We start from the raw sequence: 17,524 nt of genomic DNA on the forward strand, positions 1-17,524 counted from the left end.
CATCCAATCACGGCAAAGTCTGTTACAACTGCCGGCTTGCCGCATCGTGACCAACAGTCATAGCATGACCGTCGGTCACAACCTCCGACAAATCCGCATGCGCTACCAAGATCAACTCTTCGAACAACGCGAAAACACCCTTCTCGATGCGGCCCGCCAGCTGTTTGCCGAGCAGCCTTGGGACCGCGTGACTATTGCCGAAGTGGCGCTTGCCGCCGGCATCGGCAAAGGCACGGTGTACAAGCACTTCCCCAGCAAGGAAGCGCTGTATGCGCGCCTGGTGCTCGACCTCAGCCGCGCCAACCTGCTGGAACTGCGCCAGCTGCATGCCGCCAGCCCCGCACAGGACGCCATGCGCCGGGTGATCCACCGCGCCTTCGAGCAGATGCTGGCCAACCCGATCCAGGCGCAGCTGTGCCTGCACTGCGACCGCCCAGAGTTTCAGGAGCGCCTGGAAAGCCCGTACCGCCAGCAATTCCTCGATATAGAGCGCGAATTCCAGCTGTTCTTCAGCGACATGCTCGGCGTGGCCCTGAACAACCAGGCGCTGAGCCAGAGCGACTGTCAGAACCTGTTATGGGGCGTGGAAGCCTGCGTCAACGGGGTAATGGCACGCATCGCCTCCGGTGGCTTTGCCCACTGGGCCGAGCCGATTGCCCTGGATGAGTACTTCGCCCGCGTCACCGATTTCATCATTGCTGGCCTGCGCACTCAGGCCGCCGAACTGCTTGCTCAACCCCATTGCCACGAGTAACCACCATGTTCAGTCAGCTGTCCAAACGCCCCTGGTTGATCGCCGTCGCCATCAGTCTGCTGCTCGTGCTGTGGCTGTTCAGCGGCTCGCTGTTCAAGACCCAGGAAACCGCCACGGCCGATGCGCCAGTGGCGGAAAAGGGTCTGACCAAGGTTGAAGTGCAGTGGCTGGAAGCCAGCCCGATGCAGCGCCAGCATGTGGTGCAAGGGCAGATCGAAGCCTGGCGCCGGGTCGAGCTGCGTTCGCAGATCAGCGGCACGGTGACGCGCCTGGATCAGGACAAAGGCAACCCGGTCAAGCAGGGTCAGTTGCTGCTCAGCCTCTCCACCGACAACCGCCCGGCCCAAGTGGCCAAGGGCGAGGCCGATGTACGCCAGCGCGCCGCCGACGCCAGCGCCGCCGAACGCCTGCGTGAACGCAACCTGGTTTCCACCAATGAACTGATCCGCCTGCAGAGCGAACTGGCCAAAGCCCGCGCCGAACTCGACCTTGCGCGCATTCAGCTGGGCAACACGCAAATCAACGCGCCCTTTGCCGGGGTGTATGACCAGCGCATGGTCGAGCTGGGCGATTTCGTCCAGCCGGGGCAAAGCCTGCTGACCCTGGTGGACATCAGCCAGCTCAAGGTCAGTGCGCAGATTGCCCAGCAGGAAGTCACCCAACTCAAGCTGGGGCAGCCGGTGAAGGTCGAATTGCTCGACGGCCGCGAACTACAGGGCGAGCTGCACTTTATCGCCGCCGCCGCCGATCCGGGCTCACGCAGCTTCCGCATCGAGGTCAAGGTTGCCAACCCGCAAGCCCTGCGCCTGGCGGGTGCCAGCGCGACCCTGCATGTACAGACCGGCGAAGCCCTGGCCCATCGCCTGTCGCCCGCCCTGCTGAGCCTGGATAAAGCCGGCCGGCATGGCGTCAAGTGGGTTAACGAGCAGCAACAGGTAGAGTTCACGCCCGTGCAACTGATCAGCGTCGACAATCAGGGCGCCTGGGTCAGCGGCCTGCCTAACAAGGTCGCCTTGATCACCCTCGGCCAGGGCTTTGTCGAGCCGGGCCAGCAGGTGATCAGCCAGCTGGCCAAAGGGGGTAGCTGATATGCACGGCCTGATCGCTGCGGCGCTGGATCGCAGCCGCACCAGCCTGCTGGTGCTGCTATTTCTTATGCTGGGCGGGCTGACGGCGTATTTCGCCATCCCCAAGGAAGCCAATCCGGATGTCAGCATCCCGATCATCTATGTTTCGGTAACCCTCGAAGGCATCAGCCCGGAAGACGCCGAGCGCCTGCTGGTTCGCCCCCTGGAGCAGGAGCTGCGCAGCCTCGAAGGGGTCAAGGAAATGCGCTCCATGGCCAGCGAAGGCCATGCCTCGGTAACCCTGGAGTTCGATGCTGGCTTCAACGCCAAACTGGCCTTGGCCGATGTGCGTGAGAAGGTTGATACCGCCCGCAGCAAGCTGCCAGAGGAAGCCGAGGAACCGACAGTCAATGAAGTCAACGTGGCGCTGTTTCCGGTGCTGTCGATTGGCCTGTCCGGGCCGATTGCCGAAACCGAATTGGTCTACATCGCCCGGCGCCTGAAAGAGAACGTCGAAGGCATCGCCGAAGTGTTGTCGGTGGAAATCGGCGGCGACCGCGAAGACCTACTGGAAATCGTCGTAGACCCACAGGTGCTCGACAGCTACGGCATCGATTACAACGAGCTGTTCAACCTGGTCAGCCGCAACAATCGCCTGGTCGCCGCCGGCAGCCTGGACACCGGTGCCGGGCGTATGAGCATGAAAGTGCCCGGGGTGATCGAAGACCTCGAAGACGTACTGTCCATGCCGATCAAGGTGGTCGGCGACAGTGTGGTGACCTTCGGCGACGTTGCCACCATTCACCGCACCTTCAAGGACCCCACCGGTTACGCGCGGATCAATGGCCAACCGGCGGTGGTACTGGAGGTGTCCAAGCGCAGCGGCGCGAACATCATCGACACCATCGAGCAGGTCAAGGCGTTGATGGTCAAAGCCCAACCGCTGCTGCCTGAAGGCCTCAAGGTCAGCTACATCATGGATCAGTCGCAGCAGGTGCAGAGCATGCTCAGTGACCTGCTCAACAACGTGATGACCGCCATCGTGTTGGTGCTGATTCTGGTGGTGGCGAGCATGGGCATGCGCTCGGCGCTATTAGTCGGACTGACCATTCCCGGGGCCTTTCTCAGCGGCATCCTGCTGATCTGGATGCTCGGTTTCACCCTGAATATCGTCGTGTTGTTCAGCCTGATTCTGGTGGCCGGCATGCTGGTGGACGGTGCCATCGTCGTCTCCGAACTGGCCGACCGCTACCTGCATCAGGGGCAAAGCCCGCGTCAGGCCTGGGCCAATGCGGCCACGCGGATGGCCTGGCCGGTGATCGCCTCCACCGCCACCACCCTGGTGGTGTTTCTGCCGTTGCTGTTCTGGCCCGGCGTAGTCGGCCAGTTTATGAAATACCTGCCAGCCACGGTGATCGTCTGCCTGCTCGCTTCGCTGGCCATGGCCCTGGTGTTTCTGCCGGTGCTCGGCGCCGTCACTGGCGGCCAGCCCCTGCCGCAAGCCGCCCAGCCTGGCCGTGGCGCCGTCGGTTATCGCCGCCTGCTCGCTACGTTGCTGAAACGCCCTGGGCTGACCTTACTGGGCATGCTCGCGTTGATTGCGCTGATCTACACCGCCTATGGCCGCTTTAACCATGGCGTGGAATTCTTCCCCGAAGTCGAGCCGGAAAACGCGCAGATCTGGTTGCGCGCCCGTGGCGATCTGTCAGTGCAAGAAAAAGACGCCCTGCTGCAACAGGTGGAGAAGCGCCTGCTCGGCATGAGCGAGGTCAAAGCGCTGTACGCCCGCTCCCTGGCGCAGCCGGACGGCCAGCTCGGTGCGGACGTGATCGGCACCCTGCAATTCCAGTTCGTCGAATGGCATGAGCGGCGTTCGGCCGGCAAGATTCTCGCCGACATGAGCACGCGAACGGCGGATATCCCGGGCATCGTGCTGGAATTCCGCAAACAGGAAGAAGGCCCCAGCAGCGGCAAACCCGTGAAGCTACAGGTCAGTTCCATGGACCCGGCCAAGGCCGATCAGTGGGTCGAACAGGTGCGCGCCAACATGCAGCGCCTGGGCGGCTTCAAGGATGTCGAGGATGACCGTGCCCTGCCGGGTATCGAATGGCGGGTCAAGGTCGACCGCGAGGCGGCCGCGCGTTTTGGCGCGGACGTGCTGAGCGTGGGTAATGCCGTGCAGATGGTCACCAACGGCCTGAAACTGGCCACCTACCGCCCGGAAGACGCCACCGACGAGGTGGATATCCGCGTGCGCCTGCCGGCCAACTGGCGCTCCCTCGACCAGCTCGGCCGCCTGACCCTGAACACCCCGGCCGGGCAGATTCCGCTGAGTAATTTCGTCTCGTTGCAACAGGCGCCGAAGGTCGGCACCCTGCGCCGGGTCGACGGTAACCGCACAATCACCCTACAGGCCGACATCGCCGAAGGCGCGCGCCTGGACGAGCGCCTGCAAGCCCTGCGCGAAGCCATGGGCGAGGTGCCCGTTGATGTGCAGGTGAAGTTCGCCGGCGAAGACGCCGACCAGCGTGAAGCCGCGACGTTCCTCGGCACTGCCTTTGCGGTGGCGATTTTCCTGATGTTTATCATCCTGGTGACGCAGTTCAACAGCATCTACCAGTCGCTGCTGGTGCTCTCGGCTATCGTCTTGTCCACCGCCGGAGTGCTGATGGGCCTGCTGGTCAATGGCCAGTCGTTCGGTATCGTGATGGTGGGTATGGGCCTGATCGCACTGGCGGGGATCGTGGTGAACAACAACATTATCCTCATCGACACCTACAACCAGCTACGCCGCCAGGGTCTGGAGCCGCGTGAGGCGGCGCTGGAAACCGGCAGCCTGCGCTTGCGCCCAGTGCTGCTGACCGCCGTGACCACGGTCCTCGGCCTGGTGCCGATGGTGATCGGGGTCAACGTTGACCTGCTCACCCCAAGCCTGGGCTTTGGCGCGCCGTCGACCCAGTGGTGGACCCAGCTGTCCAGCGCCATCGCTGGCGGCCTGAGCTTCGCCACCGTGCTGACCCTGCTGCTGACGCCTTGCCTGCTGGTACTCGGCTCGCGTTTCGAACGTCGCCCGCCGCCGCTGGAAACCTTCGACGATGACCTGCTCGACTTGCCGGAGCATCTGCTGGCCAGTGCCACAGGGAAGGTCGAGCTGCAACGCACGCCCTAAGCTGTTTGCCCAGGTCTACAGTGGCCTGGGCAATGGCTCCCCCAACGAAAGCCTGGACTGCTGATTGCGACTGGGTAGTCGACCAAACAGCCCGTACACTCGGCGCATCATTGTCGAGGGCCCACCATGCGCACGCTTTATCAGTTCCCGATATCCCACTACTGCGAAAAAACCCGCTGGCACCTGGACCACAAGGGCCTCGATTTTCAGGTGGATAACCTCTTTCCTGGTCTGCACCGGCTGAAAAGCAAGCGCCTGGCCAATATCGTCACCCTGCCGATCCTCAAGGATGGCGAGCAGGTCATCGGCGACTCCACGCAGATCGCCCTGTACCTGGAGCAGCATTATCCAGAGCGTCCGCTGCTGCCGACCGACGCGGCACAACGCGCCGAGGTGCTGGAGCTGGAAGAACAGTTCGACCGCCTGGGTGTGCATGTACGCCGCTGGTTGTACGGCCAGATCAAGCAATGGGACTCGGTGATGCACGCCATGCTCAAGGTCTACCGCCCGCTGCTGGGCCTGCGCGACCTGATGAAGCCGGTGCTGATCAACGGCGTACAACGCCTGTATGGCGTTACGCCGCCGCGGGTGGCGAAATCCCAGGCCGAATTGCTCGAAGGCCTGGCACTGATCGAGTCGCGCATCCATGGCGATCCATCACGCTATCTGGTCGGTGAGCAGCTGACCCTGGCCGATATCAGCGCCGCCGCCCTGTTCGCCCCGCTGTTCACCCCCGCCGGTACGCCGTGGGAAGGCATTGCCGGACACGATGCCAAGACCCAGGCCTTCCTTGATGAGCTGCACGCTCACCCGGCCGGCCAATGGGTGATGCGCCGCTATGCAGAAGACCGTCAACGCCGCAGTTGAGCGGCTTGAGCAAAGGACTGACACCATGAACCTCAGCGATATCCCATTCGGCGTTACCGACTGGAGCCAGATTGAGCGCAGCGAACATGCCGGCGAAACCGGTATGGCCTACTGGCGCACCCAGGTGTTTGGCAACATTCGCGTGCGCATGGTCGAGTACAGCGCCGGCTACCTGGCCGATCATTGGTGCAAGAAAGGCCACATCCTGCTGTGCCTCGAAGGCGAACTGCACACCGAGCTGGAGGATGGCCGGCGCTTTGTCATGACAGCAGGTATGAGCTATCAGGTCGCTGATCAGGCTGAGGCGCATCGTTCATCCACGACCGACGGGGCGCGGCTGTTTATCGTCGATTGATCGGCAGTACAGCCGGTTCAGCTGCGCTCGGAACTCAGCAGCATCAGCAGCGACACCGGCTGTTCGCTCTCCGGATGCAACGGCTCCTGCAGCCATTGCAGGCGCCAGCCGGTTTCACTGAACAACGCCAGCCAGGACTCCAGCGTGCGAAAGAACCAGGGCATCGGTTGGGCAAAGCCCTCACCGAAGCCGGCAAAGGTTTCCACCCGCCAACCGTCGCGATAGCTCGCATCATTGCAGGCGCGCCAAGGATGCAGGGTCTGGATCAATAAGCGACCGTTCTCCGTCAGTAGGCCATGCAAAGCATTCAGGGTCGGCGTCAGGGGTTCTTCCAGCAGGGCAAAGTTGCACACCAGCACATCGAAACGGCCCAGCAGCTCGGCCTGACTTTCCAGCTCGGCATAGCCGCATACGCGGTACTGCGACGCACCTGTCGCCGCCTGCTGCGCCACAGCAATCAGCGGAGCGGAAGCATCCACGCCAACCGCCTCGATGCCATGTTCGACCAACCCACGGCACAACCAGCCCTCGCCACACCCCAGATCCAGCACACGCTTAGGCGCCAAGGCCAGAATCGCCTGAACGATGGCGGCATCCGTCACCAACCGGCGGCTTTCAATGCGCTGCTCGCGCACGGCTGCCGTCCAGGCATCGGCATTGGCCTGCCAACTGAGGTTGAGTTGCTCCCGATGATCGCGCTGCATCGCTCACTCGTCGCCTGTTCCGTCACGGCAAAATTCCAGCCAACTGCGCCTCAACGCAGCATCACCACAATCGTGCACCAGTTCCCGTATCGCGGTGTTGCCGCTGATCACTTAATCCAACAGCCGCGCATAAAAATCAGCAAAAAATCTTCCGGCTGCCAAGCCCATCCCGGCTTACCTACTGCACCAACGACTAAACTACAGGCAGTGGCCAGCTGAGAGGAACTCAGTGCTCAAGCCCGCTGATGTTATTCAGCAACCTGTCAAACCTATGGATGAGTACATCAGGCTAAATGAATATGGGCGCACCTTGGCAACTCGATATCACCACCCTGCCGGCCGGCGAACCACCTAACCGGCGCAAGCGCATCAGTAAAGTGAAGGTCACTTTCTGGCTGCTGGTTTTACTGCTGTGCATCGCTGCCGGCTTTTGGCTGGCCGAGGAAGTGCGCACCTCACGCTTTCAGGCTCAGGAACTCAGCCGCTATGCGCAAACGTTGAGCTACCAGGTCAAGCCAGGTCCCAGCCCGTCGATCATCTACCCCAAAGAAGGCCCTTTCGATAAGCGCCAGGGCTATACCTACCTGCCCCTGATGCTGGAACGCCTTGGCCAGCGCAATTACATCGTTCAGCAGCAGGCGCAGTTCTCCCCCGCCCTGCTCAGCTATGCCCAGCGAGGCCTGTTTATCCCCTACCCGGAAAAAATCCAGAGTGGCCTGCGCATCAGTGATTGCAGCGGCACGCCCTTCTATGAATTTCGCTACCCGCAACAGCGCTACCCAAGCTTCAACGCCATCCCGCCACTGGTAGCCAGCAGCCTGCTGTTTATCGAGAACCGTAAGCTGCTCGACCCCGAGCAGCCGCTGGCCAATCCGGCGGTGGATTGGCCGCGCTTTGTGATGGCAGCCATCTCCCAGGTTGGCAAGCTGCTGGACATGCAGGACCAGTCTGCCGGCGGCAGCACGCTGGCCACCCAGTTGGAGAAGTACCGCCACTCCCCGGATGGCCTGACCTTGTCGGCCACGGAGAAACTGCGGCAGATGCTTTCCGCCAGCGTGCGCGCCTACCAGAGCGGCCCGCAGACACTGGCTGCGCGGGAAAATATCGTGCGCGACTACCTCAATAGCGTGCCGCTCTCCGCCGCCCCCGGGCATGGCGAAGTGCATGGCCTGGCCGATGGCCTGCGCATCTGGTTCGGCGCGGACTTCACCCAGGTCAATCTGCTGCTCGACCCGGCGCGCTCGCCAGATGCCAGCCTGGCCGAGCGCGGCCTGGCGCTGCGTCAGGTACTGGCCCTGATGATTGCCCAGCGCCGCCCCTCGTATTACCTGGCTCAGGGCCGTAATGACCTGGCCGAACTGACCGATAGCCATATCCGTCTGCTGGCCGGCGGCGGCCTGATTGACGCGGCGCTACGCGATGCGGCACTGAACCAGTCACTGGTCTACCGCGACTGGGCCCTGGAGCCCAACCTGCAGGTGGTGGACGGTAACAAAGGCATCAGCGTTTCGCGGGCACGCCTGTCAGCCATGCTCAACATGCCGCTGTATGACCTGGATCGCCTCGACCTGAGCGCCACCAGCACGCTGAACAACCAGCTGCAGCAAGCCGCCAGCCAGTACCTGCAGCAATTGGCCGACCCGGAGTTTGCCGGGCAAATCGGCCTGTTTGGCGAGCGTCTGCTGTCCCCGGAAAAGACTGCCGATGTGCGCTACAGCTTCACCTTGTTCGAGCGCACCAGTAACGGCAGCGTGGTACGGGTGCAAACCGACAGCACAGACCAGCCGTTCGACATCAATGAAGGCAGCAAGCTGGAGCTGGGCTCCACCGCCAAGCTCAGGGTGCTGGCCACCTACCTGGAAATCATTGCCGAGCTGCACCAGCGCCATGCCGGCCAAAGCGCCAGCGAATTGCGCGCTGTCAACGCTCAGGACAACCTCACCCGCTGGGCCATCGGCTATCTGCAGAGCACCCCCAACGCCAGCCTACCGGCCATGCTGGATGCCGCGCTGGAGCGCAAATACTCGGCCAGCCCGGGCGAGCGTTTCTTCACTGGCGGCGGCATTCACACCTTCGCCAACTTCCGCCGCGAAGATAACCAGCGCATCGCCAGCATGCGCGAAGCCCTGCGCGAGTCGCTCAACCTGCCATTTATCCGCCTGATGCGCGACCTGGTGCGCTACAGCACCTACCAGGGCCCGAACAACAGCGCCGAACTGCTCAAGGATGATAAGGACCCGCGCCGCCAAGCCTACCTGCAGGACTTCGCCGACCGTGAAGGCACCACCTTCCTGCTGCGTTTCTGGCGAAAATACCAGGGCCAGCCCGAGCAACAGCGCCTGGACACCTTCCTCAACGGCCTGCGCCACACCTCGGTACGCCTTGCCGCCGTGCACCGCTACCTGATGCCAAATAGCGATGAAGCCAGCTTCGCCGCCTTCCTGCGCAAATACCTGCCCCAGGAAAAACTCAGCGATAAGCGCATCGCCGAGCTCTATAAGAGCTACGGCCCCGGCACCTACAGCCTGCCTGATCAGGGCTATATCGCTCGCGTCCACCCGCTTGAATTGTGGCTTTTGGGCTACCTGATCGAACAACCGCAAGCGACCTTCAGCAATGCGGTGGCCGCCAGCCAGGACGAACGCCAGGAAGTCTACGGCTGGCTGTTCCGCAGCAGACACAAGAGCGCCCGCGACAGTCGCATCCGCATCATGCTGGAGGTGGAGGCCTTCCTCGATATTCACCGGCGCTGGCAAAACCTCGGCTACCCCTTCGCCCACCTGGTCCCGTCGCTAGCAACCGCCATCGGCAGCTCTGGCGACCGGCCGGCCGCGTTGGCCGAACTGGCTGGAATTATTCAGAACGACGGCATTCGGCAGCCCACAGCTCGCATCGACAGCCTGCACTTCGCTGCGGATACGCCCTATGACACCCTGGTGGTCCGCGATCAAACCGAGGGCAAACGAGTGATGGCCTCTGAGGTTGCGGCCGCGTTGCGCAGCGCCCTCGCCGATGTGGTTGAAGCCGGTACTGCGCGGCGCCTACTCGGTAGTTTTATCCAGGCGGACGGCCAACCGCTGAAAGTCGGCGGCAAAACCGGCACTGGCGACAATCGCATCGAAACCGTTGGCGCCGGTGGCCGGGTAATCAGCTCGCGGGCGATGAACCGTACGGCAACGTTCGTGTTCTACCTCGGCGCTCGCCACTACGGGACGCTTACCGCTTTCGTCCCAGGCCGCGCTGCAGAAAGCTTCCGTTTCACCTCAGCCCTGCCAGTGCAGGTGCTCAAGGGCATGGCCCCGATTCTGCAGCCCTACCTTGAGCCAGATACCCACAGCCAGTGCCTGCCACCCAGCCCCGCGACGCAGGTCAGCAACTCGTAAGGCCAGCATTAAAAACTGTCCGCAATAAAAAACGGGAGGCCAATGGCCTCCCGTTTTTCAATACAACGACTGTTACTTCGCTTTGTAGATGATCCCAGGACTGCACTGCACCATCTGGTAGTGGTTAGGCAGGCCATTAAGCGCTTCGGAAGCCCCCAGAAACAGGTAACCGCCCGGCTTCAACATGGCATGAATGCGCGTGAGGATATCCTTCTTCACCTCAGCCGAGAAGTAGATCAGCACGTTACGGCAGAACACCACATCGAACTTGCCGAGGCTGGCGTAACTGTCCAACAGGTTCAGCGGGCGAAACTCAATGCGACTACGAATGGCTGGTTTGACCACCCAACGCCCCGGCCCTTTAGGGTCGAAATAGCGCTGCAGACGCTCCTGGGAAAGCCCACGCCCCATCGCCAGACTGTCGTATTCACCGGATTTACAGTTGATCAACATGGTCGGCGAGAGGTCAGTGGCCACAATCTGCAAACCACCCTTGAGCTGACCGATATTGGTCTTCTCGAACTCGTCGATGGTCATCGACAGTGAATAAGGTTCCTGCCCCGAAGAGCACGCCGCCGACCAGATGCGCAGGCGCTGACCGGGGCTGGCCTTGATCATCTCCGGCAGCACACGGTTTTTCAGCACTTCAAACGGATAAGTGTCGCGAAACCACAGGGTTTCATTGGTCGTCATGGCATCGACCACCTGCTCACGCAGACCACTTCGTGGCTGACTCTGCATGCGCTGCACCAGCTCACCCAGGGTCTTGATGCTGTTCTGCTCCATCAACTTGTTGAGCCGACTGGAAACCAGATACTGCTTGTTGGTGCCAAGCAGGATGCCGCAGGCTTTTTCCAGGAAAGTCCGGAACTGCTCGAAATCCAAATTACCTGTAGACACTCGCGAGGCCTCGACAAACATATGATTCACTGAGGGCAAAGCCCTCAGTCCCCTGCCGCGATATTGATGCGGTCAGCTACCCGTGCAGCCAGGTCATCCGGGCGAAACTTAGCGAGAAAATCATCCGCGCCGACTTTCTTCACCATGGCCTGGTTGAACACGCCCGATAACGAAGTATGCAGGATGATGTGCAGCTTTTGCATGCGCGGATCTGCGCGGATCTCCGCGGTCAACGTATAGCCATCCATTTCCGGCATCTCGATGTCGGAAATCAGCATCAAAAACTCTTCTGCGGGATTTTTGCCCTCGTCCACCATCGCCTTCAGATAATCCAGTGCCTGACGCCCATCATTCAGCGCAACCACCTCCACGCCGACAGTTTCCAGACAGCGAGTAACCTGTTTACGCGCCACCGATGAGTCGTCGCAAGTCAGTACACGTTTACTGACCGCGCGAGCCTGGGTCTCCGCATTCAGAACACCTTCAGAGATAACCTCAGATGTCGGAGCCACTTCGGCCAGAATCTTCTCGACATCAATGATTTCAACCATCTTGTCGTCAAGGTGGGTGACCGCTGTGAGGTAATGGTCACGACCGGTGCCCTTGGGTGGTGGATGAATCGACTCCCAGTTCATGTTGACGATGCGCTCTACCGAGTGCACCAGAAAGCCCTGAACCTTGGTGTTGTATTCAGTGATGATGACAAAGCTGTTGTCGATGTTAGCCAGCGGCGCGCTGCCGGTGGCCATGGACAAATCAAGAATCGGGATAGTGCCGCCACGGATATTGGCGACACCACGAACAACCGGGCTCGATTTCGGCATGATGGTGAGCTTGGGGCACTGCAGCACCTCTTTCACCTTGAAAACATTGATCCCATACAGCTGGTTGCTGTTCAGACGAAACAGCAACAACTCCAAACGATTCTGCCCAACCAACTGAGTTCGTTGGTTAACCGAATCCATCACACCGGCCATACCCAAACTCCTTATTTGAGTAACAGATTGCTGTCAGCGTAGCAGGCGGCACGCGCCTTGCTATCTGACCCATATGAACACTGAAACGACAACGAACCGACACTCACTGGCAAAATGCCGCTACTGGCTGGCAGTTGTACCCGCTTTGCTGGCAGTCGGCTATAGCGCTTTGGCAACAGCCAACGCCACACGACCTGAACAACTTATCGGCGCTGGCGAAGTTTTTCTTGAGCAAGCGGTGAACGATTATTTACAGCGTAGCAACATCGCTGGCCGCCATGAGATTCAAATCAACCGACTCGACCCACGCTTGCGTCTGCCAGAGTGCCAGCAGCCCCTGACCACAACCTTGGAAAGCCCTGCGGAACCGATTGGCCGCGTCACCCTGCGCGTACGCTGTGACGGCGCCTCGCCTTGGACGGTGTTTGTGCCCGGACAAGTGCGCCTGTACCGGGAAGTGGTGATCGCCAGCCGACCGTTGAAGCGCGACATCCTGTTGACACAAATGGACGTGATGTTGGCTGAGCGGGATGTCGGCCTGCTCAACCAGGGCTATCTCACTGCACTTAAGCAAGCTATCGGCAAAAAATTGACGCGCCCTTTGTTACCCGACCAGGTGCTTGCGCCCATCCATGTACAAATGGCCGACGCCATCCGCAAAGGTGATCAGGTTGTTATCAGCGCCCGCAGCGCAGGTATCAGCGTGCGAATGCAGGGCGAAGCCTTATCTGACGGCATAATTGGCAAGCAGATCAGTGTGCGCAATCAACGCTCGAACAGAGTAATCAGAGCCCGTGTAATCGGCCCTGGACAGGTTGAAGTAGCGATGTAGGCATGATTCTTGTTTTAAACTTTGTTCACTCGGTGAGCTGACGATTATCCACACTGTGTTTAGACTGTTATTTGGCGCACACTTTTTTGCCCTAAAGTTTTCCAGGGCAATGCCGACAAGCTAGGCAAGCGTCCAAACTCTGTTCGAGGTTTTGCATCATGGTCATTGACATCAACCGGCTCAACAATGCCGCATCGCCAGCCAATTCGGGGCGGGCCGGCAGTGCGCAGGCAGGTGGCCAGAACGAAGCCATCAGCGGCAAACAGCCTGGCAACGTCCCCAACCCTGCCGAGCAGGCACAACAGGCCGGCAAAAGCGGTGAGTCCGTGCAGCTGAGCCGTGATGCGCAACAGCTTCAGAAAGTCAGTGAGAAGTTGCGCGATCAGCCGACCGTCAATAAAGAACGCGTTGCCCAACTCAAGCAAGCAATTGAAGACGGCAGCTACCAAGTTGATAGCCAGCGCGTTGCCAGCAAACTGCTTAATTTCGAATCCCAGCGCTAGTCACCGGGCTACGCTGGGGTAATTGGTCGCCCAATAGACGCTGAATGCTACTCGCATCAGTGCCTGTTACCCCGAAGAGCCTGCAATGCACGACACCCAGTTGCTTGAACTGTTCACCAACGATATCGGCACCGCCGAGCAGTTGCTTGAATTGATCGACACCGAATTCCAAGCCCTCAGCGACCGCGACCTCCCTCGCCTGCAAAGTATCCTCACGGAAAAACTGCCATTGCTGACGCTGCTCGACCAGCACGGCAAGATACGCAGCCAGCTGCTTAGCAGTCTCAACCTCAGTACCGACCGTGCAGGCCTGCAAACGCTTGCAGCTCAGTCCAATCAGGGCGAGCTGTTGCTGGAGCGTGGCGACCAGCTCAACAGCCTGCTCGAACGCTGCCAAGCGGCCAATCTGCGCAATGGCCGGTTGATTCGTTCCAGTCAGGCGTCCGCTCACAGCATGCTCGGCATTCTGCGCGGCAACGAGACACCCAGCCTCTATGACAGCCGCGGCAGTGCCGCTAGAATCGGCCAGCAGCGCCCGCTTAGCCAGGCCTGAAACCCAACAAGGCACAGGGGACATACTGTCATATTGCCAGTATGCTAGTGCCATAGTATTTGCTCGGAGAGTTATGGACCGTGTCCAGTCCTTTTAGCCAGGAAGATGGCCCGCAGCCGCCCAAGGTGCTCAAGGCACCGGTGGAAATAGTTGCCAACCTGCGCCAACTGCAACAAAACCATGACCCGCTGATTATCACTTTCCACGAACGTAACCAACGCTTCCAGAGCTACGTAATCGAAGTTGATCGCGACAAGAACCTACTGATTCTTGACGAGTTAATGCCGAATGATGGCGAGCGCTACCTTGCTAATGGCGAGGCGTTTAATGTCGAAGCCTTCCATGAAGGTGTCCGCGTCGCCTGGACATGCGAACAAAGCGTGCGCATTACCGACCATGAAGGTGCGCGCTGCTATTTCAGCCCGATGCCGCTTGAGGTGACCTATCACCAACGGCGTAGTGCTTTCCGCGCGCCGCTTAAGCAAAGTGAACTGATCAAAATTGAGCTCGCCGGCGATAAACTGCGCACAGCCGTACCGGGGCATTTGCTGGATATCTCTGCAACCGGCTGCAAGCTGCGCTTCCCCGGCAACATCACCGGCAGCCTACAGGCGGGCCAGGTCTATGAACGGTTTACTGCACGCTTTCCTTTCGGCGCCATGACCACGGCCATCGAGATGCGTCACGTGCAATATGAAGACAAGGTAGACACCACTTTTGTCGGTGCACGTTTTCACCGCATCAATGGCCAGGAACAGCGTCTGGTCGAACGTTTCGTTTACCAGCTGCAGCGCGAAGCGCGGCGTTTTGAAAGTGACGGACTGTTCTAGATCACGATATTCAGCGCCGCCAGGCGAGACAAATCTTCAGGTCGATCCACGTCCCACAACGCAGGCAACAGCCCCGGATGCCAGTCCAGCTGCTGCAGGCGTTGCAGTGTCATATCCAGCACTCGCTCAGTGCCCCACGGCATCTCACTGAACAAAGTTGCGTCTATACAACGCAACCCTAGCAGCACATAACCGCCATCCTCCGCAGGCCCAATCACGACAGACCGTTCCTGCAACGCGCTACAAGCTGCTTGCAGGTAGTCGCCATTGAGCGCCGGACAGTCATTGCCGATCAGGATTACCGCATCACTTTCAGCCAGCCCTAGCGTGGCGATACGGCGCATGCGCTCGCCAAGATCGCCAGCCGGCTGTTCGACCAACGTCCAGCCAAGGCGCTGCGCCAGCGCCTGCAGACTTGTACTGGGAACGCCATCCAACCAGAGAAAGCGCTCAACAAAGCCGTCAGCCGGTAACTGCAATGCGCGCTCTAGCAGCATTTGCTGCAGGTCACAGGCCCCCTGAGCACCCAGGGCTGGAATCAGGCGAGTCTTTACCTGCCCCGCGACCGGTGAACGAGCAAGCAAGTGCAATGAGATCGACAGGTTCATAGCCATGACCCTCGGCGGTATTGGCGGGCCAGCTTTGCTGGACTGACACCACAGTAGTAGGCAAGCCGTAGGCGCCACATAAGCAGCACAGTACGCACAATCCCGTTCTGCTCCCAGCGCCGACTGGAGGTCAATAAGGGCGGACGCAGACAGCGCGGTCGAGCCAGCGACTTAAGTCGTTTGCACAGCTGTAAATCTTCCATCAAGGGGATCTGTGCATAACCGCCCAACGCGTCAAAGGACTGTCGGGCAACAAAAATCCCCTGATCACCCGAGGCGATACCGCTCAGGCGCGAACGCAAACTGATCATCGCACCAATCAGCCGCAGTGCCAGCCCTTGCCCAGATAAACGCACATCGAAGCGTCCCCACAGAGGTCGCTCACTTAGCACGTCGTGTAAGCGCATGAGCGACGCGGCACTAACCCGCGTGTCGGCATGTAAAAACCACACATATTCACCACAAGCCACCGCCGCACCGGCATTCATCTGCAACGCACGCCCAGGGGCCACTCGAAGTATTTGATCAACCCGCCCCCGCGCCAGCTCGCAAGTGCTATCGCTGCTACCACCATCGACCAGGATCAACTCAGCACCAGAGGCACGAAGTCCCGCCAAATCATCCAACAATGCGGGCAGGGCTTGCGCTTCATTGCGTGCAGGAATCACCACGCTTAGCAACGGTTTCATCCGCGCGGCTCTGGCTGAGTAGGCGATTCACCTTCAGGCGCTTGCACGGCACTGGTGTCATGCATCTGCTCTTGCACCACCTGCTCATCGACGCGCGGATCAAGTGCCGCCGTCAACGGCGAACTGGTGGTGCTGTCTGGCATGGGGATATGGTGCAGCGGCGCGTCTACGACCTGATGCAGATGGGTAACGCGCTCCGGCCGGATACGCAGCACCAGAATCAAGGCGCAGCCGCAGACGAAGGCATACAACATGTTCGCGCCGAGAAAGCGCATTAGCACGCCCGCCAGTAACGGTCCAATACTGGCGCCGACACCGAAGGTCACCAGCAGCATGGCCGTCAGTGATACCCGCCGCTCGGCTTCAACATGGTCATTGGCCAGCGCCACCGCCAGCGGATAGAGGCTGAATTGCAAGGCACACACCGCAAAGCCGCCGGCAAACAACAGCGGCAAACTGGCCTGCGGCAGAATCGCCAATGGCAGCGCAGCCAGCGCCAGCAACGCGGCACAGCCACGGATCAGCTGCACGCGGTCATGCCGATCAGACAACCAGCCCAACGGCCACTGCACCACCAGGCCAGCGATGATGCAGCAGCCCATAAACAGACCGATCTGCTCAGTGGACAACCCCATGCGCGTGCCATACAGCGGCGCCAGGCCGTAGAACGAACCAATCAGCAGTCCCGCGACCACAATGGTGGTCAGCGACAACGGCACACGGTCGATAAAGAAGCGCATTTCCAGCGGGGCTGGATGCAAGGGGGCAGGGTGCAGTTTGCGGGTCAAGGCCACCGGCACCAGGCACAGGGCAAAGCACAGCGCCACTAGCATCAGCAGCTCAAGACCGAGCGTCGGGTGCACCACCAACACCAGCTGCCCGAGGATCAGACCGAGGTAGGAAGCCCCCATATAACCGGCAAACACCTGACCACGCTGGCTGGTTTCCGCCTGCTCATTGAGCCAGCTCTCGATCACCATGTACTGGCACATCATGCCCAGGCCGACCAGCATCCGCAGTAGCAACCAGCTGGGTAACCAGTCGCTCAAGCCATGCCCGAGAACCGCAGCGGTGACCACACCGGCGCAGGCGACATAGGCGCGGATATGACCCACCCGAGCAATCAGACGGTGGCCAATCTTGCCGCCCAGCACCAGCCCCAGGTAATTGGCCGCCATAAGCGCACCGACCCAGAGTCCATCGGCCGTTTCCGCCAACCGCAACGCCAGGTAAGTACTCAACAAACCCGAGCCCAACAGCATCAACAGGGTGGCGAAATACAGTGAACTAAATGACTTGAGGATCACAGACATGGGGCGGCAGGTGTCTCCAT

General features: G+C 60.4%; 16 protein-coding genes. 10 read left to right on the forward strand and 6 right to left on the reverse strand.

From position 1 onward, the window contains the following. The first annotated feature begins 97 nt into the window (after positions 1 to 97). The 5 genes from HCI85_RS02955 to HCI85_RS02975 all read left to right on the forward strand — a co-directional run bounded on the left by HCI85_RS02955 (position 98) and on the right by HCI85_RS02975 (position 6,212). On the forward strand, positions 98 to 754 hold the full coding sequence (locus HCI85_RS02955; protein ID WP_167144229.1) for a TetR/AcrR family transcriptional regulator: 657 nt from the start codon (positions 98 to 100) through the stop codon (positions 752 to 754). A gap of 5 nt (positions 755 to 759) precedes the next feature. Continuing rightward, the gene (locus tag HCI85_RS02960; protein ID WP_167141747.1) at positions 760 to 1,842 is read left to right on the forward strand and encodes an efflux RND transporter periplasmic adaptor subunit; all 1,083 of its coding nucleotides are present in this window, start codon (positions 760 to 762) and stop codon (positions 1,840 to 1,842) included. Position 1,843: 1 nt separating this feature from the next. After that, positions 1,844 to 4,990 carry an efflux RND transporter permease subunit gene (locus HCI85_RS02965; protein ID WP_167141750.1) on the forward strand — a complete coding sequence of 1,049 codons (3,147 nt, stop codon included), beginning with the start codon at positions 1,844 to 1,846 and terminating at the stop codon, positions 4,988 to 4,990. Between the two features lie 126 nt (positions 4,991 to 5,116). Beyond that, entirely contained in the window at positions 5,117 to 5,857 is a 741-nt protein-coding gene (locus HCI85_RS02970) for a glutathione S-transferase family protein (RefSeq protein WP_090248434.1), read from the forward strand. A gap of 25 nt (positions 5,858 to 5,882) precedes the next feature. Then, positions 5,883 to 6,212 (forward strand): DHCW motif cupin fold protein, encoded by a 330-nt coding sequence (locus HCI85_RS02975; RefSeq protein ID WP_090248436.1) that lies wholly within the window; start codon positions 5,883 to 5,885, stop codon positions 6,210 to 6,212. A gap of 17 nt (positions 6,213 to 6,229) precedes the next feature. Here HCI85_RS02975 and HCI85_RS02980 read toward each other — a convergent pair whose 3' ends face one another. Continuing rightward, positions 6,230 to 6,916: a class I SAM-dependent methyltransferase gene (locus HCI85_RS02980; RefSeq protein ID WP_167141753.1), complete on the reverse strand. Its 687-nt coding sequence runs from the start codon at positions 6,914 to 6,916 to the stop codon at positions 6,230 to 6,232. Between the two features lie 299 nt (positions 6,917 to 7,215). Between HCI85_RS02980 and HCI85_RS02985 the strand changes: the two genes are divergently transcribed. Further along, positions 7,216 to 10,299: a transglycosylase domain-containing protein gene (locus HCI85_RS02985; RefSeq protein WP_167144231.1), complete on the forward strand. Its 3,084-nt coding sequence runs from the start codon at positions 7,216 to 7,218 to the stop codon at positions 10,297 to 10,299. A gap of 72 nt (positions 10,300 to 10,371) precedes the next feature. On the opposite strand, the gene cheR is transcribed toward HCI85_RS02985, so the two are convergent. Continuing rightward, on the reverse strand, positions 10,372 to 11,199 hold the full coding sequence (cheR, locus tag HCI85_RS02990; protein ID WP_160015726.1) for a protein-glutamate O-methyltransferase CheR: 828 nt from the start codon (positions 11,197 to 11,199) through the stop codon (positions 10,372 to 10,374). Between the two features lie 44 nt (positions 11,200 to 11,243). Continuing rightward, positions 11,244 to 12,176: a chemotaxis protein CheV gene (locus HCI85_RS02995; RefSeq protein WP_090248441.1), complete on the reverse strand. Its 933-nt coding sequence runs from the start codon at positions 12,174 to 12,176 to the stop codon at positions 11,244 to 11,246. Between the two features lie 73 nt (positions 12,177 to 12,249). On the opposite strand from HCI85_RS02995, the gene flgA reads away from it, so the two are divergent. The 4 genes from flgA to HCI85_RS03015 all read left to right on the forward strand — a co-directional run bounded on the left by flgA (position 12,250) and on the right by HCI85_RS03015 (position 14,894). After that, positions 12,250 to 13,008, forward strand: coding sequence for a flagellar basal body P-ring formation chaperone FlgA (flgA, locus tag HCI85_RS03000; protein WP_160085159.1), 759 nt, complete (start codon positions 12,250 to 12,252; stop codon positions 13,006 to 13,008). A 158-nt stretch (positions 13,009 to 13,166) separates the two neighbouring features. Next, entirely contained in the window at positions 13,167 to 13,511 is a 345-nt protein-coding gene (gene flgM / locus HCI85_RS03005; RefSeq protein WP_160085160.1) for a flagellar biosynthesis anti-sigma factor FlgM, read from the forward strand. Positions 13,512 to 13,596: 85 nt separating this feature from the next. Continuing rightward, positions 13,597 to 14,064 carry a flagella synthesis protein FlgN gene (locus HCI85_RS03010; protein WP_167141756.1) on the forward strand — a complete coding sequence of 156 codons (468 nt, stop codon included), beginning with the start codon at positions 13,597 to 13,599 and terminating at the stop codon, positions 14,062 to 14,064. Positions 14,065 to 14,144: 80 nt separating this feature from the next. Further along, positions 14,145 to 14,894, forward strand: a complete 750-nt coding sequence (locus HCI85_RS03015) for a flagellar brake protein (protein ID WP_167141759.1) — start codon at positions 14,145 to 14,147, stop codon at positions 14,892 to 14,894. Here the strand turns inward: HCI85_RS03015 and HCI85_RS03020 are convergent. From HCI85_RS03020 to HCI85_RS03030, 3 genes are read right to left on the reverse strand one after another with little or no spacing between them, the layout of a single operon-like run. Next, positions 14,891 to 15,502 carry a TIGR04282 family arsenosugar biosynthesis glycosyltransferase gene (locus tag HCI85_RS03020; protein ID WP_167141762.1) on the reverse strand — a complete coding sequence of 204 codons (612 nt, stop codon included), beginning with the start codon at positions 15,500 to 15,502 and terminating at the stop codon, positions 14,891 to 14,893. The genes HCI85_RS03015 and HCI85_RS03020 overlap by 4 nt on opposite strands. Next, entirely contained in the window at positions 15,499 to 16,191 is a 693-nt protein-coding gene (locus HCI85_RS03025; RefSeq protein ID WP_167141764.1) for a TIGR04283 family arsenosugar biosynthesis glycosyltransferase, read from the reverse strand. The genes HCI85_RS03020 and HCI85_RS03025 overlap by 4 nt, the downstream gene beginning before the upstream one ends. Next, positions 16,188 to 17,504, reverse strand: a complete 1,317-nt coding sequence (locus HCI85_RS03030) for an MFS transporter (protein ID WP_160085165.1) — start codon at positions 17,502 to 17,504, stop codon at positions 16,188 to 16,190. The genes HCI85_RS03025 and HCI85_RS03030 overlap by 4 nt, the downstream gene beginning before the upstream one ends. Between the last annotated feature and the right edge of the window lie 20 nt (positions 17,505 to 17,524).

The sequence above is a fragment of the Pseudomonas sp. OTU750018 genome (genome assembly GCF_011636575.1).
Taxonomy (GTDB): domain Bacteria; phylum Pseudomonadota; class Gammaproteobacteria; order Pseudomonadales; family Pseudomonadaceae; genus Aquipseudomonas; species Aquipseudomonas peli.

Coding starts and splice junctions, on each gene's coding strand:
- HCI85_RS02985 (WP_167144231.1), top strand. CDS start 7,216: ATGGGCGCACCTTGGCAACTCGATATCACCACCCTGCCGGCCGGCGAA.
- flgM (WP_160085160.1), top strand. CDS start 13,167: ATGGTCATTGACATCAACCGGCTCAACAATGCCGCATCGCCAGCCAAT.
- HCI85_RS03020 (WP_167141762.1), bottom strand. CDS start 15,502: ATGAACCTGTCGATCTCATTGCACTTGCTTGCTCGTTCACCGGTCGCG.
- HCI85_RS02960 (WP_167141747.1), top strand. CDS start 760: ATGTTCAGTCAGCTGTCCAAACGCCCCTGGTTGATCGCCGTCGCCATC.
- HCI85_RS03030 (WP_160085165.1), bottom strand. CDS start 17,504: ATGTCTGTGATCCTCAAGTCATTTAGTTCACTGTATTTCGCCACCCTG.
- HCI85_RS02965 (WP_167141750.1), top strand. CDS start 1,844: ATGCACGGCCTGATCGCTGCGGCGCTGGATCGCAGCCGCACCAGCCTG.
- HCI85_RS02970 (WP_090248434.1), top strand. CDS start 5,117: ATGCGCACGCTTTATCAGTTCCCGATATCCCACTACTGCGAAAAAACC.
- flgA (WP_160085159.1), top strand. CDS start 12,250: ATGAACACTGAAACGACAACGAACCGACACTCACTGGCAAAATGCCGC.
- HCI85_RS02975 (WP_090248436.1), top strand. CDS start 5,883: ATGAACCTCAGCGATATCCCATTCGGCGTTACCGACTGGAGCCAGATT.
- HCI85_RS03010 (WP_167141756.1), top strand. CDS start 13,597: ATGCACGACACCCAGTTGCTTGAACTGTTCACCAACGATATCGGCACC.
- HCI85_RS02980 (WP_167141753.1), bottom strand. CDS start 6,916: ATGCAGCGCGATCATCGGGAGCAACTCAACCTCAGTTGGCAGGCCAAT.
- HCI85_RS02995 (WP_090248441.1), bottom strand. CDS start 12,176: ATGGCCGGTGTGATGGATTCGGTTAACCAACGAACTCAGTTGGTTGGG.
- HCI85_RS03025 (WP_167141764.1), bottom strand. CDS start 16,191: ATGAAACCGTTGCTAAGCGTGGTGATTCCTGCACGCAATGAAGCGCAA.
- HCI85_RS02955 (WP_167144229.1), top strand. CDS start 98: ATGCGCTACCAAGATCAACTCTTCGAACAACGCGAAAACACCCTTCTC.